Here is a 14,136-nt window from a genome sequence, read left to right as displayed (position 1 = left end):
CTATCGGCTCGCGGGCCCGGTCGCGGGTCGGGGGGCCAGTCGTGGGATGATCGAGCCCGTGAGTTCCGACACCGTCCCGTCCACTCCGTCCACGCCTCCATCAGGATCCTCGGCGCCGTCATCCTCTGCGCCGTCATCCTCTGCGCCGTCCGGCAATTCCCCCCGGCGCCGACCTTGGCGCTACTGGGCCCTTGGGGCAGCCGCAATCCTCGTGGCGCTCGGCACTGCGACTCTAGTCGCGCTCCACGCCCCCCAGCCGGCGTCACCGAGCCGCAGCGCGGTCGCCCTTCGCGCGGCGCACGACGACGCTGCGCGGCTCGCGAGCCTCGCCCGCAGTGCGGCCGGGCGGCCCGGGACCACCCCCGGTTCCCAGGCAGCGCTCTCTGGCGCAGGCATGGTCCTCGACCGGCAGGCCGCCGTCCTCGGCGGGACGACGGCGCACGCAACGCCAGGCGCGGCGACCCCGACGGGCCCGGCACAGGTGGGAACGGTACCCGCGGAAACGGCGCCGGCCAGTACTCCGGGCACAGGTGCGAGCAGTACCGGAGCCGGCAGCACGGGGGCCAGCAGCACGGGGGCCGGCAGCACCGGAGCCGGCAGCACGGGGGCCGGCAGCACCGGAGCCAGCAGCATCCAGGCGAGCGACGTCGCCGCTGCCTTGGCTTCGAGCGTCCAGGCTCGCCTCGCAGCGCTGCCCGACGTCGACGCCCCGACCGCGACTCTGCTCGCATCCGTGGCCGCCGGCCAGTCGGTTCAGCTCGACTCGATCACTGCGGCCACAGGGACGACGGCGGCGGGGGCGCCTACCGGCGCCCAGCCGGCGGGAACTGCCAGCACGACGGCCAGCCCCAACACGGCGGCCAGCGCCAGCACGACGGCCAGCCCCAACACGACGGCCAGCCCCAGCGCGACGGCCAGCCCCAGCGCGAGCGGCACATGCCCGAGCCCCACGGCGACGGCCACCTACGGGGGAACAGGGTTCGCGGGAGCCCTCGCTACGACTGAGCGCGCTGAAACCGCGGCTGCCTACCTGCTCGAGACGGCGCTCGCCCGCACTCCGGCCGGCTCCCCCGACGCAGCGGCCCGGTCCTCTGCGCTGGACGCCCACCGGCGTCAGCTCGCCTCAGTCGAGAGCTTCGCTGCAGCGACGTGCACGGTGCTCCCTCCGCGCGACGCTGGCTTCGCCTTGCCGCCGAACTTCGCCTCGGATCCCTCCGCGGCCCTCAAGGCTGTCGAAGGCTCATCGGAGGAGGCGTGGGCACAGCTCGTCGGAGACGCCCCTGCAGCGCGTCGTGCGGCGGTGGCGGAGGGCCTCGTGACCGCGGCCCGCTTGGCCGCGGCAGCTTCGCCGTCGAACGCGACCGCCTTCCCCGGTGTCCCTACGGCGAACTAGCAAAGGCATCACGGCGAACCGACGAGGGCGTGCAGCCGGGGCCGTCGGGGACGACTGCGGGTGAGGCTAGGCTTGCTTCGCTGGCAGGGCCGGGCGCCCGGTGCCAAAGTTGACACATGACGACCGAATCCACCACCCACCTTCATCCTGAGCCGCAGGGCGCTGACATTGCGGCGAAGCTGAACTGGCTCCGCGCGGGCGTCCTCGGAGCGAACGACGGCATCGTGTCCGTGGCCGCCGTCGTCGTCGGTGTCGCCGGCGTGACGACGAGCAACGGCCCGATCCTCGCCGCCGGACTGGCGGCCCTCGCGGGAGGCGCCATCTCCATGGCCCTCGGCGAGTACGTCTCGGTGAGCAGCCAGAGCGACAGCCAGCGGCACCTCATCGCCAAGGAGCGGGAGGAGCTCCGCGATCAGCCCGAGGCAGAGTTCGGGGAGCTCGTGGCGATGTACCGCCACAAGGGGCTTTCGCGCGAGACCGCTACGAAGGTCGCCGAGGAGCTCACCGAAAAGGACGCGCTCCGGGCCCACCTCGACATCGAACTCAATATCGACCCAGACGAGGTCGTGAGCCCGTGGCACGCCGCGCTTGCTTCGGCTGTCTCCTTCCTGTGCGGCGCGGTGCTGCCTCTGCTTTCGATCCTCTTCTTCCCCGAGTCGATGCGCGTCTGGCTCACGTTCATCGTCGTGCTCGTCGCGCTGGCCCTCACGGGCGCCCTGGGAGCGTGGATCGGTGGCGGATCGAGGACGCGGGCCTCTGTCCGAGTCATCATCGGCGGGGCGATAGCCCTCGCGACGACGTATGCTCTGGGCAGCCTGCTCGGAACGACCGGGGTGGCCTGAAAGGGACGATGACAGCGACCGGTGTGCCCGCGGACCTCGTGTCGAGGTATTCCCGCACGCCCACCGGCCGTGCATGGATCGAGTCGCTCCCGGAACGCCTCGAAAGGGGCCTCCGCCGCTGGGAGCTCGAGCCGGACCCAGAGGCCGGGCCCTGGTCCGGCTTCGGTGCGTTCGTGGTCGCCGTGCGCCGGGGCGGGCAGCCCCTCGTGCTCAAGCTCGCGTATCCGCATGAGGAGACGGCGTCGGAGCCGGTGGCGCTCCGGCTGTGGAGCGGCCGCGGTGCAGTCAGGCTCATCGCGGACGACGGCGAGGGCTCCCTCCTGCTCGAGCGGCTCGACTCGGGCCGACGGCTCCAGGAGGTTCCCTTCCCGGAGGCATGCGCGGTGTGGGGCGGGATCATGCGGATGCTTTCCATCCCGGAGGACGACCGCCCGGACTGGGCAGCCCTAGAGCGCCTCGACGCCCGCGCGGAGCAGTGGAGCGACGAGCTTCCCGAGCGCTGGGAGCGCCTCGAGCGCCCGTTCCCGCGCTGGCTCCTCGAAGAGGCCCTCGACGTGTGCGCAACGCGCGGCACCGTCGGGCGGCGGGGCGGACGCGACGTCCTCGTCCACACCGACCTGCACGGAATGAACGTCCTCGGCGACCACGACGGCGGCTTCCGCGCGATCGACCCGCAGCCCGCGGTGGGCGAGGCCGAGTTCGCCGTCGCGCCCATGCTGTGGAATCGTCTCCCCGAGCTCCGGCGCAACGACGCGCCGGACGCGCTGCTCGACCGCTGCTCGGAACTTGCGGCCGCGGCTGGTCTCGATGCCGAGGCGTCGCGAGCCTGGTCGGTGCTGCGAGAGGTCGAGAACGCGCTGTGGTACGCGGCAAGACCCGGGCACCGCGGGGACTTCGAACGTTCCCTGTGGGTCGCGAGCGCCCTCTGCTGCCGGCCGCTGCCCGGGCTTCCCCCGGCGTCCGAGCTGAAGCGCCTGGACTGATCAGGCTCGGGCCGAGGGGCTCAGGCGAAGTTCTCGTTCCACACGTCGACGCCGAGCTTCACGGCAAGGGCCGCGACGACGGCCAGGAAGACCCAGCGGATGAACCGGTTGCCGCGTGCAACCGCCATGCGGGCCCCGACATAGCCGCCGCACATGTTGGCGGCGCCGAGCACGAGCCCGACGCCCCAGAGCAGGGCGCCGCTGGGGGCGAACAGGAGCAGCGCCCCGATGTTCGTCGCCATGTTGACGATCTTCGCCTTCGCACTCGCCTCGAGGAACGCGTACCCCATGCCCGAGACGAGCGCGATCACGAGGAACGAACCGGTTCCCGGGCCGATGAGCCCGTCGTAGAAGCCGATCAGGGCGCCGAGGCCGCAGGCGGCCGCGAAGTGCCGGCCCCCCTTGAGCCGCAGCTCGGTGTACTGCCCGAGCTGCGGCCTGAGGACCGTGAAGAGCGCGACGACGATGATCGCGCAGAGGATGATCGGCTTGAAGACCCGCGCCGGCAGAGCGGACGCGAGCGCGGCCCCGCCGAACGCGCCGGCCAGGGCCACGACCGCCATCGGAATTGCAGTACGAAGGTCCGGGCGCACGCGCCGGGCGTAGGTCAGCGCGCTCGTGCTCGTGCCGAACACGGAGCCCATCTTGTTCGTCGCGAGTGCGTGGACCGGAGTGATCCCCGGCAGGGCGAGCAGCGCCGGGAGCTGGATGAGCCCTCCCCCGCCCACGACCGCGTCCACCCAGCCCGCGGCGAACCCGGCCAGGATGACGAGGGCGAGCGTGAAGGGGTCAAGCAGCTCGAGGCCGCTGTGCACGGACGCGGATTACGCGTCGGCGCGCACGGCCCGGACGACATAGTCCGCGGCGTCGCCCACCGGCACGTCCTCCGTCGAGCCCGAACGCCGATCCTTGACCTCGAGGGTGCCGCTCGCAAGGCCATTGCCCACGGCGACGATCGTCGGGACGCCGATGAGCTCGGCGTCCCCGAACTTGACGCCGGGCGAGACCTTCGGCCGGTCGTCGAGCATGACGGTCAGCCCGCGGGACTCGAGCTCCCCGGCCAGGCGCTCGGCTTCGGCGAAGATCTCCTCGCCGCGTCCGACGGCGACGACGTGGACGTCGGCGGGCGCGACGGCCCGGGGCCAGACGAGGCCTCGCTCGTCGTGGTTCGATTCCGCGAGCGCGGCGACGGCGCGGGTGACGCCGATGCCGTACGAGCCCATCGTGACGGTCACCTGCTTGCCGTTCGCATCCAGCACCTTGAGTTCGAGGGCCTCGGCGTACTTGCGGCCGAGCTGGAAGATGTGTCCCATCTCGATCCCTCGGGCCGTCTCGAGCGGGCCCGAGCCGTCGGGTGCCTCGTCGCCCTCGCGCACCTCCGTGCACTCGATCACACCGTCCCAGCCGAAGTCTCGCCCGGCGACGAGGCCGTATACGTGCTTTCCGGGCTGGTTTGCGCCCGTGATCCACCGGGTCCCGGGGACGACGCGCGGGTCGACGAGGTACAGGAGTCCCGACTTGCCGTCGAGGCCTAGGAGCGCGTCCTCCGGCTCGAGGCCCGGGCCGAGGTAGCCCTTGACGATGAGCGGCTGCGACCTGAGGTCCTCCTCGCTCGCGGCCTCGATGCCGATCTCTCCGGCGATGGGGAGGAAGGCCCCGATGTTCGCCTCGACCCGCTTGAGGTCGACGGCGCGATCGCCCGGGACCCCGATCACGACGAGCTGCTTCTCCCCGGTCGGGAGCTTGACCGCCAGCACGACGTTCTTGAGCGTGTCGGCACCCGTCCACGGCCGCTCGGGATTCGGGAAGACCGTCTGGGACGCGGCGACGAGCGTGTCGATCGTGGGGGTCTCGGGGGTGTCGAGGACCTGGGCGGCGGGGGCGTTGCTGTAGTCGATCGGGGCGGGTACGACCGTTGTCACGGCTTCGACATTCGCCGCGTAGCCGCCGGCAGAGCGCACGAACGTGTCCTCGCCGATCTCGGTCGGGTGGAGGAACTCCTCGCTCTTCGATCCGCCCATGGCGCCCGCGGTTGCCTTGACGGGCACGACCTCGAGTCCGAGCCGGGCAAAGATCCGGAGGTACGCCTCGCGGTGCGCCGCGTAGCTCGCGTCGAGCCCGGCGTCGTCCACATCGAACGAGTACGAATCCTTCATGATGAATTCGCGCCCGCGCAGGAGGCCTGCGCGGGGACGGGCCTCGTCGCGGTACTTGTTCTGGATCTGGTAGAGGCTCAGCGGAAGGTCCTTGTACGAGGAGTACAGGTCCTTCACGAGGAGCGTGAACATCTCCTCGTGTGTCGGCGCGAGGAGGTAGTCGCCGTCCTTGCGGTCCTTGAGCCGGAAGATGCTGTCGCCGTACTCGGTCCAGCGGTTCGTCGCCTCGTAGGGCTCCTTGGGCAGGAGGGCCGGGAAATGGACCTCCTGGGCTCCGATCGACGCCATCTCCTCGCGGATGATCTGCTCGACCCTGTGGAGCACGGCGAGCCCGAGCGGGAGCCACGTGTAGATGCCGGGGGCCGCACGGCGGATGTAGCCTGCGCGGACGAGCAGCCTATGGCTGGCCACCTCGGCGTCGGCCGGATCCTCGCGGAGGGTTCGCAGGAACAGGGTGGAGAGTCGCAGGACCACGTGCGGCATCCGTTCTGGCTGTGAGCCGTGCCGGCTCAGCGAGCCGTTCCGGCTCTGTGAGCTGTTCTGGCTCGGGATGGAAAAGGTCAGCTACCAATGTATCCCAGCTTCCGCGGCTCCCATGGCCCGGAGATCGTCTCAGCCTCCGAGCATGAGGGGTTGACGACGCCAGCGGGGCAGATCTAGCCTCAATTCATCAGTTGATGAATTCCCGAATAGATGTCCCTCCTCCGACCGGAGTCCGTCATGTCAGGGTCGCCATCAGACACCGCATCCCCAACCCCCGCTCACGCGGCTGGGCCCCCGCCGGCCGTCGAAGCAGAACGCCTCGTCGTCCGGCTTCGCCGAAGCGAAGTCCTCCACGGCCTCGACTTCTCCGTCCCGAGCGGCCGCGTCACCGGACTGCTCGGCCCGTCCGGGAGCGGGAAGAGCACGCTCATGCGCACCATCATGGGCGTCCAACGCATCGCATCCGGCACCCTTCGCGTCCTCGAGAGGCCTGCGGGCTCCCCCGCGCTCCGTCCGCTCATCGGCTACATGACCCAGGACGCCGCCGTGTACAGCGACATCACCGTCCTCGACAACGTCCGCTACTTCGCGTCCCTCCACGGGCGCACCCGAGCCGACGCACGCGAGGCTGTCGCCGCCGTCGGCCTCTCGGGCTTCGAGAAGCGCAAGGCCGCTGACCTGTCCGGAGGCCAGTTCAGCCGAGTGTCGCTCGCGTGCGCGCTCGTCGGGCAGCCGAAGCTGCTCGTCCTCGACGAGCCCACCGTGGGCCTCGATCCCGTGCTGCGAGTCGATCTCTGGGAGAGGTTCCGTGCCCTCGCCGACGCTGGCACGACCCTCCTCGTCTCGAGCCACGTCATGGAGGAAGCGAGCCGATGCGACTCGCTCCTGCTCCTGCGCGACGGGCATCTCCTCGCGCAGCTGACGCCCGACGAACTGCGAGAGGAAGGCCGCAGCCAGGACCTCGAGCAGGCCTTCCTCGGCATCATCCAGAAGGGCGAGTCCGGCCAGCAGGGCGAGCCCGGCCAGCAGAACCTCGCCCAGCAGTACAAGGCAGCGAAGGAGAATGCAGTATGAATCCGCGCATGCTCGCCGCCACGACCGCACGGGTCCTCAACCAGCTCCGCCACGATCCGCGAAGCATCGCCATGATCCTCGTCGTCCCCTCGGTGCTGCTCACGATCGTGTACTGGCTCTTCGAGAACGAGACCCTGCCGCCCGGGATGCCGCGGACCTTCGATCGGATCGGCCCGATCATGCTCGCGATCTTCCCGTTCGTCATCATGTTCCTGCTGACCTCGATCACGATGCTGCGCGAACGCACATCCGGGACGCTCGAGCGGCTCATGACGACCCCGATCCACAAGGCCGACCTCCTGTTCGGCTACGGCGTCGCGTTCTCCCTCATGGCGGCCCTGCAGTCGGTCGTCGCGACGGCCGTCGCGTACTGGATCTTCGGGCTGGACATCAAAGGCAACGCGGGGCTAGTAGTGCTCGTCGCCGTCGTCAACGCGGTCCTCGGAGTCGCGCTCGGCCTCTTCTGCAGCGCCTTCGCGCGGACGGAGTTCCAGGCCGTCCAGTTCATGCCGATCGTTGTCATCCCGCAGATCCTGCTCTGCGGGCTCTTCGTACCGCACGCGCAGATGACGGACGTGTTCCAGGTCCTCTCGGACTGGATGCCGCTCACCTATTCGGTCAAGGCACTCCAGGAGATCACGGCGAACCTCGACCCGACCGGCGAGATGTGGCGCGACCTGTGGATCATGGCGGCCGTGCTGCTCGGAACGCTGCTCCTCGCGTCGCTCACGCTGCGCCGCAAGTCGTCGTGAGGGCCAGCCGATGATGGCGCGGCCCAAGGGTCCGTCCGACCGCCGGGCCGCGATCATCACCGCGGCCACCCGGCGCTTCGCCGAGGACGGGTACGACGGCGTGAGCCTGCGCCAGATCGCCCGCGAGGCAGGGGTCGACGCAGCTCTCGTCCATCACTACTTCGACGGGAAGGAAGAACTGTTCGCTGCGTCCGTCGCCCTGCCGATCGACCCGGAGGTGCTTCTGGCCGGCATCGACGATCTCGCCCTCTCCGAGCGCGGGCGCTTCATCGCCCGAGCGATCGTGCGGCTGTGGGAAGGCCCGCAGCGGCACGCGCTCGCCGCCTTCTTCCGGTCGACGATCAGTTCCACGTCCCGCTCACGGCTCATGGCCCACCTCGTCCGCCGCCGCATCCTGGCCCGCGTCGCCGAGGGGCTGCCCGGGGATGACGCCGAGCGCCAGCTCCGCGCTTCGATGGCCGCCTCCCAGATCGTGGGCTTCATGATCACGCGCTATGTCGTGAGGCTCGAACCGCTCGCGTCCGTCCCCGCCGAGGAGGCCGAACGACTCCTCGCTCCCGCCATCCAGCGGCACCTCACTGAGCCGCTGCCTCGAGGCTCAGAGCCAGAAGCCGCTCAGAACAGGACTGTCGCGAAGGTTCCGACGCGCTCGAAGCCAACGCGCTCATAGCAGGCCTTCGCGCGCTCGTTGTAGTCGTTCACGTAGAGGCTCACGATCGGCGCAAGCTGGCGCGCTAAGCCGACGACGGCGGCCATCCCGCCGTGGCTCAGGCCCAGCCCACGGTGGGCCGGTTCGACCCACACGCCCTGCACCTGGCTCGCCGCCGAGGAGACCGCCCCGAGCTCGGCCTTGAAGACCACCTCGCCGCTGTCCCCGAATCGGGCCACGGAATGGCCCTGCTGGATGAGCTGGCGGACGCGCCGGTAATAGTTGTCGCTTCCCCCTGCGACGGGCGAATATCCGACTTCTTCCTCGAACATCGCGACGCACGCCGGGGCGACGGCCTCGAAGTCGTCGAGCGTCGTCACCCGCACGAGCGGGTCGGGGCGGACGGCGGCGCCGCCCTCGATGGCCATGAGCGGCTGCACCGGACGCACCTCCCGCGCCCGGGGGCCACCGAGTCCCTCGTAGAGCGCCAGAGTGGGCTCGGCCGGCCCGAAGATCGACGCGAAGCGGCGGTTCGCGCCCCTGATCACCTCGGCGAACGCGGGGGCGAGATCTTCCTGCATGCCCACCGGCACGATGTTGGCACCGAGCCAACAGGCGCTGATGAGCCGCCCGTCGCCGTCGTACGCGCCGAGGATTTCGGCGCCGCTCTGGGTGGGCGCGGCGGAACCCGTCGTGAGGAGGTGGGCCGCAATGAAGACGTTCGCCACCGGATCGAGGGCAGCAAGCTCGCAGAGCCCGAGGGTGTCCTCGTGCCCCAGCCTCCGGATCAGCGGGTCCCGTCTACGAGACGGTGACCACGGGGCCGCCCGCTGAAGCATCTTCGCCATCGGCCTCCCCCATCTCCTCGGCGATCTTCATCGCCTCTTCGATCAGCGTCTCGACGATCTCGCTCTCGGACACCGTCTTGATGACCTCGCCCTTGACGAAGATCTGGCCCTTCCCGTTCCCCGAGGCCACGCCGAGATCCGCCTCGCGGGCCTCTCCCGGACCGTTGACGACACAGCCCATGACGGCCACCCGGAGCGGGAACGTCATGCCCTCGAGGCCCGCCGTGACCTCTTCGGCGAGCTTGTAGACGTCGACCTGTGCGCGGCCGCAGGACGGGCACGAGACGATCTCGAGCCGCCGCGGGCGGAGGTTGAGCGACTGGAGGATCTGGATCCCGACCTTGACCTCTTCGACGGGCGGCGCCGAGAGGGAGACGCGGATGGTGTCGCCGATGCCCCGCGAGAGGAGGGCGCCGAAGGCCGTCGCGGACTTGATCGTGCCCTGGAAGGCGGGGCCGGCCTCCGTGACGCCGAGGTGCAGCGGCCAGTCGCCCTGTTCAGCGAGCAGCTCGTAGGCCCTCACCATGACGACGGGGTCGTTGTGCTTGACCGAGATCTTGAAGTCGTGGAAGTCGTGCTCCTCGAACAGGCTCGCTTCCCAGATCGCACTCTCGACGAGTGCCTCGGGCGTGGCCTTCCCGTATTTCTTCAGCAGCCGCGCGTCGAGCGAACCGGCGTTGACGCCGATGCGGATCGAGGTTCCGTGGTCCTTCGCGGCCTGCGCGATCTCTTTGACCTGATCGTCGAACTTGCGGATGTTGCCCGGGTTCACACGGACAGCGGCGCAGCCCGCCTCGATCGCCGCGAACACGTATTTCGGCTGGAAGTGGATGTCTGCGATGACCGGGATCTGCGACTTCTTCGCGATGATCGGGAGCGCCTCGGCGTCGTCCGCCGAAGGGCACGCGACGCGCACGATGTCGCACCCCGCCGCGGTGAGCTCGGCGATCTGCTGGAGGGTCGCATTGATGTCCGTGGTCGGCGTCGTGGTCATTGACTGGACGCTGATCGGGTACTCGGAGCCGACGCCCACCGAGCCGACGTGGATCTGCCGCGTCGTGCGCCGCGGTGCGAGGACGGGCGGCGGGGCTGCTGGCATTCCGAGGCTGACCGAAGTCACGAGAACTCCTTGTTGCGGGGTGTTTTTCAGAACTGGGAGGCGAGGGTGCCGCTGACCGGAGTCCACGCGGCCGCGGAGGAGTCCGCGATGAGGCCTTCGACAGCGAAGGGATCCTGGGCAAGCAGCGACTGGAGCGCCTCGGCGTCGTCCGCCTTCATGAGCAGGAGTGCGCCCGTGCCGTCCTCGTACGGACCGCTCACGAGGAGCTGCCCGGCCTCGGCGATCTCCGACAGCCACCCGCGGTGGTCCGGGCGGACTTCGTCCCGGCGGGCGGCAGTGGAGGCATCGTAACGGTACTCAACAGCGAAGACGGTCATGGGTCCAGCCTATCCCTCCGCTCACCCGAAAAGGTTCACGGGCTTGACGATATCGGCGTAGATGAGCAGCACGCTCATGGCGATAAGCAGGCTCGCCACCGCGTAGGTGAGCGGGAGGAGCTTGGCGATATCGAAGGGTCCGGGATCCGGACGCCTGCGCCACGAAGCCAGTCGGCGCCGGACACCTTCGTACAGCGCGCCCGCGACGTGACCGCCGTCGAGCGGGAGGAGCGGCACGAGATTGAAGACCGCGAGCGCGAGGTTGACGCCCGCGAGCAGGCCGAACAGCGTGGCGATGCGCGCCGAGAGTGGCACGTCTTCGAGCGCTGCGACCTCGCCAGCCACGCGTCCGACGCCGACGACGCTCATGGGCCCGTTCGGGTCGCGCGGCGCGCTGCCGAATGCCGCCTGGGCAACTCCGACGACGCGCGCCGGCAGGTTGAACACGACGCCCGCCACCTGGGCGATGTTCTGGCCGACGGCGGGGAGCACCGACGTCGCCGGCTGGGGGGTGAGCGCCTGGCGGGCGCCGATGCCGACGAAGCCCGTTTCAGCGGTCTGATAGCTGCCGTCCGCCTTCTTGACGGGCTGTCCGTTCGCCCCGTATACGGTCACCGAGTTGAGCACCGGGGTGATCTTCAGGTCGACATTCCTGCCGCCCCGCTGAACGGTGATGCTCACCGTCTTGCCTGCCGACGCGCGAATCCACGAGCTCAGCTGGTCCCAGCCTGTGACCTGCTTGCCGTCGAAGACCACTACGGTGTCGCCGGGCTGGAGTCCCGCGGCCGCAGCCGGGGTCTTCGTGCAGGTCGACGTGTCCGTTGGTGCCTGCTGCTGGTTGGCCGGGACCATGCACGCCGCTACGGATGCGATCTGATTCGTCGGCTGGGCGATCCCGAAGCCCATGAGCACGATCGCCGTGAACAGGATCCCCAGGAGGATGTTCATGGCGGGGCCGCCGAGCATGATGATGATCTTCTTCCACACCGGCAGCTGGTAGAAGAGGCGCCCGTGGTCTTCGGGCCGCACCTCTTCGTGGGCCTGGTCCCTCGCGGCCTCAGCGAGCCCTTGGAACATGCCGGTGCTGGACTGCCGGACGGAACCGTCGCGCTGGTTCGGCGGGTACATTCCGACCATCTGGACGTAGCCGCCGAGCGGCAGCGCCTTGACGCCGTACTCCGTCTCTCCCTTGCGCTTGGACCAGACGGTAGGCCCGAAGCCGATCATGTAGCGGGTCACGCGCACGTTGAAGAGCTTGGCGGGCAGCAGGTGACCGACTTCGTGGAGCGCGATGGAGACGGCGATCCCGAGGGCGACGAAGAGGACGCCGAGGATGAAAAGCACGGTGGGGTTCACAAGAGTCCTGTTCTGGCGGCTGGCTCAGCTTGCCAAACGCTCGTGGGCGCGCTTCCGTGCCCACGTCTCGGCTGCGAGCACGGAATCCACAGTCAATTCGGAGGAATCTTCGTGCTCGGAGAGCACCGATTCGATGGTGTCCACGATATCGAGGAAGCCGATCCTCCCCGCGTGGAATGCCTCGACCGCTTCCTCGTTGGCCGCGTTGAAGACGGCCGGGAAGGTGCTCCCCTGCCGCGCCGCCTGGCGCGCGAGCTCCACGGCGGGAAACGCTCGCACGTCGAGCGGCTCGAACGTCCATGCTGCGGCCTGCGACCAGTCACAGGGACTCGCGGCGTGCGGCACTCGGTCCGGCCAGCCGAGCCCGAGGGCTATGGGAAGCCTCATGTCTGGCGGCGATGCCTGGGCGATGACCGAGCCGTCATTGAACTGGACCATCGAATGCACGACCGACTGCGGGTGCACGACGACGTCGATCGCCTCGAGCGCGACATCGAACAGAAGGTGGGCCTCGATGAGCTCAAGGCCCTTGTTGACGAGCGTCGCCGAGTTCGTCGTGACCACGCGGCCCATGTTCCACGTCGGGTGGTTGAGCGCTTCCGCTGGCGTGACGTTCCTCAGCTCGTCGCGGCTGCGGCCCCGGAAGGGCCCACCAGATGCTGTGAGAACCAGGCGGTCGACCTCGCTCCGGCGGCCGGCGCGGAGGCACTGCGCGATGGCTGAATGCTCCGAGTCGACGGGCACGATCTGTCCGGGGCTCGCCGCGCCCGTCACGAGGGTGCCGCCCACGATGAGGCTTTCCTTGTTGGCAAGCGCGAGCGTCGCGCCAGAGGCCAACGCCGCGAGAGTGGGCGCGAGGCCGATGCTTCCGGTGATCCCATTGAGGACGACGTCGGCACGCCCCGCGGGCCCGCTCCACTGAGCAATGCGTGTCGAGGCCTCAGACCCTGCGAAGAGCTCCGGCACATAGTCCGCGACGCCCTCCGACTGGGCGGCGCCCGCAATCAGGCTGCGGAGTTCGTCAATGCTTCCCTCGGCGATTCCCACGGCCTCGGCCCGGGTGCGGACCGCCTGCAGCGCAAGCAAGCCGAGGTTGCCGCCGCCAGCGCTCAGGGCCGTTACGCGGAAGCGATCCGGGGCGCCGTCGACGACGTCGATCGCCTGGGTGCCGATGCTGCCCGTGGAGCCGAGGATGATCACGGAGCGCTGCTCGGAAGCCGGGTTCTGCATGTCACCAGTAAACCCCACTGAGGCGGCTCTTCCGTCCGGCTCAGTGGCGGCCGCCGTTGCTAATGTCGCGGAAACTGCAGGGCCTACTTGTTGTTTCGCGACAGCTGCTTGGTGGGCTTCGGCACAACTGACTTGGGGGATGTCATGGCGCTGCGCCGATCGTTTGCTTGTTCTTGGGTGCTTGTGTGCTCAGTGCTGTTCTTGGGCACGGTGATGCTCGCTGGCTGTGGAGGGTCCACAGACGCACAGGTGACGGCTTCCCCTCGCGACACCCCCGCAGGCACGATGACGGACTCCGGGGCTCCGCCCTCAACTTCCCCTCCCTCACCTGACCCAAGGCCAACTCCCGCGAGTTCTCGGGGCCCTGCACGCAACGTGCCGCCTCCGGTGCTGCCCGAGGCGGCGAAGCAGGACACGAGGGAGGGGTTCGAGGCGTTCACCCAGTATTGGTTCGACGTTGCCACGTACGCATTCGAGGCCGGCTCCAGCACCGAGCTTAGGACAATATCGTCCGAAGAATGCAAGGTGTGTTCCGCCTATACCAGCGATATTGATGACGTCATCGGATCGGGTGGATGGGCTCAAGGTCCGCTCTGGAAGACTTCCGACTTTCATTCAGACATGAGCCGCGATCCGCTCGGGCAGATGGTTGGGTACTTCATTCTCGACGAAGGTGCCTCCACCATCTTCGACGCCCGCGGTGGCGTAACGAGGTCGCGTCAAGGTGGGAATAATGGAAATGCGAAAGCGGCGTACGCGAGCTTTCATGATGGGCGCTGGACGATGCGACAACTGGGGCAGGCGTCGTGATGCGCCGAGTGGTCGCTCTTCTGATTGCCATTGCACTCGTCGCTGTGCCCCCGGCACGAGCCGAAGCTGCCGACGTCTATTTTGACGACAGGTCAATCTCGGTCAACGGGACCGAGAGCGGGG

General features: G+C 69.1%; 14 protein-coding genes. 7 read left to right on the top strand and 7 right to left on the bottom strand.

Annotated features, from left to right (window positions below):
* Positions 1-58 precede the first annotated feature (58 nt).
* The 3 genes from E6A21_RS17855 to E6A21_RS08775 all read left to right on the top strand — a co-directional run bounded on the left by E6A21_RS17855 (position 59) and on the right by E6A21_RS08775 (position 3,218).
* Entirely contained in the window at positions 59-1,393 is a 1,335-nt protein-coding gene (locus E6A21_RS17855) for a DUF4439 domain-containing protein (RefSeq protein ID WP_212745895.1), read from the top strand.
* A 116-nt stretch (positions 1,394-1,509) separates the two neighbouring features.
* Positions 1,510-2,235, top strand: coding sequence for a VIT1/CCC1 transporter family protein (locus tag E6A21_RS08780; RefSeq protein ID WP_138443758.1), 726 nt, complete (start codon positions 1,510-1,512; stop codon positions 2,233-2,235).
* An 8-nt stretch (positions 2,236-2,243) separates the two neighbouring features.
* Entirely contained in the window at positions 2,244-3,218 is a 975-nt protein-coding gene (locus E6A21_RS08775) for an aminoglycoside phosphotransferase family protein (protein ID WP_138443757.1), read from the top strand.
* A 20-nt stretch (positions 3,219-3,238) separates the two neighbouring features.
* Here the strand turns inward: E6A21_RS08775 and E6A21_RS08770 are convergent, their stop codons facing one another.
* Both E6A21_RS08770 and E6A21_RS08765 read right to left on the bottom strand, forming a co-directional pair.
* Positions 3,239-4,033 carry a sulfite exporter TauE/SafE family protein gene (locus E6A21_RS08770; protein WP_138443756.1) on the bottom strand — a complete coding sequence of 265 codons (795 nt, stop codon included), beginning with the start codon at positions 4,031-4,033 and terminating at the stop codon, positions 3,239-3,241.
* Between the two features lie 9 nt (positions 4,034-4,042).
* On the bottom strand, positions 4,043-5,848 hold the full coding sequence (locus tag E6A21_RS08765; protein WP_138443850.1) for a proline--tRNA ligase: 1,806 nt from the start codon (positions 5,846-5,848) through the stop codon (positions 4,043-4,045).
* A gap of 246 nt (positions 5,849-6,094) precedes the next feature.
* On the opposite strand from E6A21_RS08765, the gene E6A21_RS08760 reads away from it, so the two are divergent.
* From E6A21_RS08760 to E6A21_RS08750, 3 genes are read left to right on the top strand one after another with little or no spacing between them, the layout of a single operon-like run.
* Entirely contained in the window at positions 6,095-6,931 is an 837-nt protein-coding gene (locus E6A21_RS08760) for an ABC transporter ATP-binding protein (protein ID WP_138443849.1), read from the top strand.
* Complete coding sequence (locus E6A21_RS08755; protein ID WP_171041333.1) at positions 6,928-7,683, top strand: ABC transporter permease; 756 nt, start codon at positions 6,928-6,930, stop codon at positions 7,681-7,683. The genes E6A21_RS08760 and E6A21_RS08755 overlap by 4 nt, the downstream gene beginning before the upstream one ends.
* Positions 7,684-7,693: 10 nt before the next feature.
* Entirely contained in the window at positions 7,694-8,353 is a 660-nt protein-coding gene (locus E6A21_RS08750; protein ID WP_246036285.1) for a TetR/AcrR family transcriptional regulator, read from the top strand.
* Here the strand turns inward: E6A21_RS08750 and E6A21_RS08745 are convergent.
* The 5 genes from E6A21_RS08745 to dxr are packed head-to-tail and all read right to left on the bottom strand — an operon-like array spanning position 8,299 to position 13,203.
* On the bottom strand, positions 8,299-9,180 hold the full coding sequence (locus tag E6A21_RS08745; RefSeq protein WP_342777849.1) for a GNAT family N-acetyltransferase: 882 nt from the start codon (positions 9,178-9,180) through the stop codon (positions 8,299-8,301). The two genes, E6A21_RS08750 and E6A21_RS08745, sit on opposite strands and share 55 nt — an antisense overlap.
* Positions 9,134-10,300 (bottom strand): flavodoxin-dependent (E)-4-hydroxy-3-methylbut-2-enyl-diphosphate synthase, encoded by a 1,167-nt coding sequence (gene ispG, locus E6A21_RS08740; protein WP_138443755.1) that lies wholly within the window; start codon positions 10,298-10,300, stop codon positions 9,134-9,136. Before ispG ends, E6A21_RS08745 begins: the two co-directional genes overlap by 47 nt.
* Positions 10,301-10,326: 26 nt before the next feature.
* Positions 10,327-10,617: a YciI family protein gene (locus E6A21_RS08735; RefSeq protein WP_138443754.1), complete on the bottom strand. Its 291-nt coding sequence runs from the start codon at positions 10,615-10,617 to the stop codon at positions 10,327-10,329.
* A gap of 21 nt (positions 10,618-10,638) precedes the next feature.
* Positions 10,639-11,973, bottom strand: coding sequence for a M50 family metallopeptidase (locus E6A21_RS08730; RefSeq protein WP_138443753.1), 1,335 nt, complete (start codon positions 11,971-11,973; stop codon positions 10,639-10,641).
* 24 nt (positions 11,974-11,997) lie between these two features.
* The gene (dxr, locus tag E6A21_RS08725) at positions 11,998-13,203 is read right to left on the bottom strand and encodes a 1-deoxy-D-xylulose-5-phosphate reductoisomerase (protein WP_138443752.1); all 1,206 of its coding nucleotides are present in this window, start codon (positions 13,201-13,203) and stop codon (positions 11,998-12,000) included.
* A gap of 144 nt (positions 13,204-13,347) precedes the next feature.
* Between dxr and E6A21_RS08720 the strand changes: the two genes are divergently transcribed.
* A complete protein-coding gene (locus E6A21_RS08720; RefSeq protein WP_342777851.1) occupies positions 13,348-14,013 on the top strand; it encodes a DUF6318 family protein in 666 nt (221 codons plus the stop codon).
* The last annotated feature ends 123 nt before the right edge of the window (positions 14,014-14,136 follow it).

This window comes from Sinomonas susongensis (assembly GCF_005877005.1).
In the GTDB taxonomy this organism is placed as follows: domain Bacteria; phylum Actinomycetota; class Actinomycetes; order Actinomycetales; family Micrococcaceae; genus Sinomonas; species Sinomonas susongensis.
This window is presented reverse-complemented; position numbering and strand designations above follow the sequence as displayed.

Coding starts and splice junctions, on each gene's coding strand:
- E6A21_RS08780 (WP_138443758.1), top strand. CDS start 1,510: ATGACGACCGAATCCACCACCCACCTTCATCCTGAGCCGCAGGGCGCT.
- E6A21_RS08775 (WP_138443757.1), top strand. CDS start 2,244: ATGACAGCGACCGGTGTGCCCGCGGACCTCGTGTCGAGGTATTCCCGC.
- E6A21_RS08760 (WP_138443849.1), top strand. CDS start 6,095: ATGTCAGGGTCGCCATCAGACACCGCATCCCCAACCCCCGCTCACGCG.
- E6A21_RS08755 (WP_171041333.1), top strand. CDS start 6,928: ATGAATCCGCGCATGCTCGCCGCCACGACCGCACGGGTCCTCAACCAG.
- E6A21_RS08750 (WP_246036285.1), top strand. CDS start 7,694: ATGATGGCGCGGCCCAAGGGTCCGTCCGACCGCCGGGCCGCGATCATC.
- E6A21_RS08745 (WP_342777849.1), bottom strand. CDS start 9,180: ATGGCGAAGATGCTTCAGCGGGCGGCCCCGTGGTCACCGTCTCGTAGA.
- E6A21_RS08735 (WP_138443754.1), bottom strand. CDS start 10,617: ATGACCGTCTTCGCTGTTGAGTACCGTTACGATGCCTCCACTGCCGCC.
- dxr (WP_138443752.1), bottom strand. CDS start 13,203: ATGCAGAACCCGGCTTCCGAGCAGCGCTCCGTGATCATCCTCGGCTCC.
- E6A21_RS08720 (WP_342777851.1), top strand. CDS start 13,348: ATGGCGCTGCGCCGATCGTTTGCTTGTTCTTGGGTGCTTGTGTGCTCA.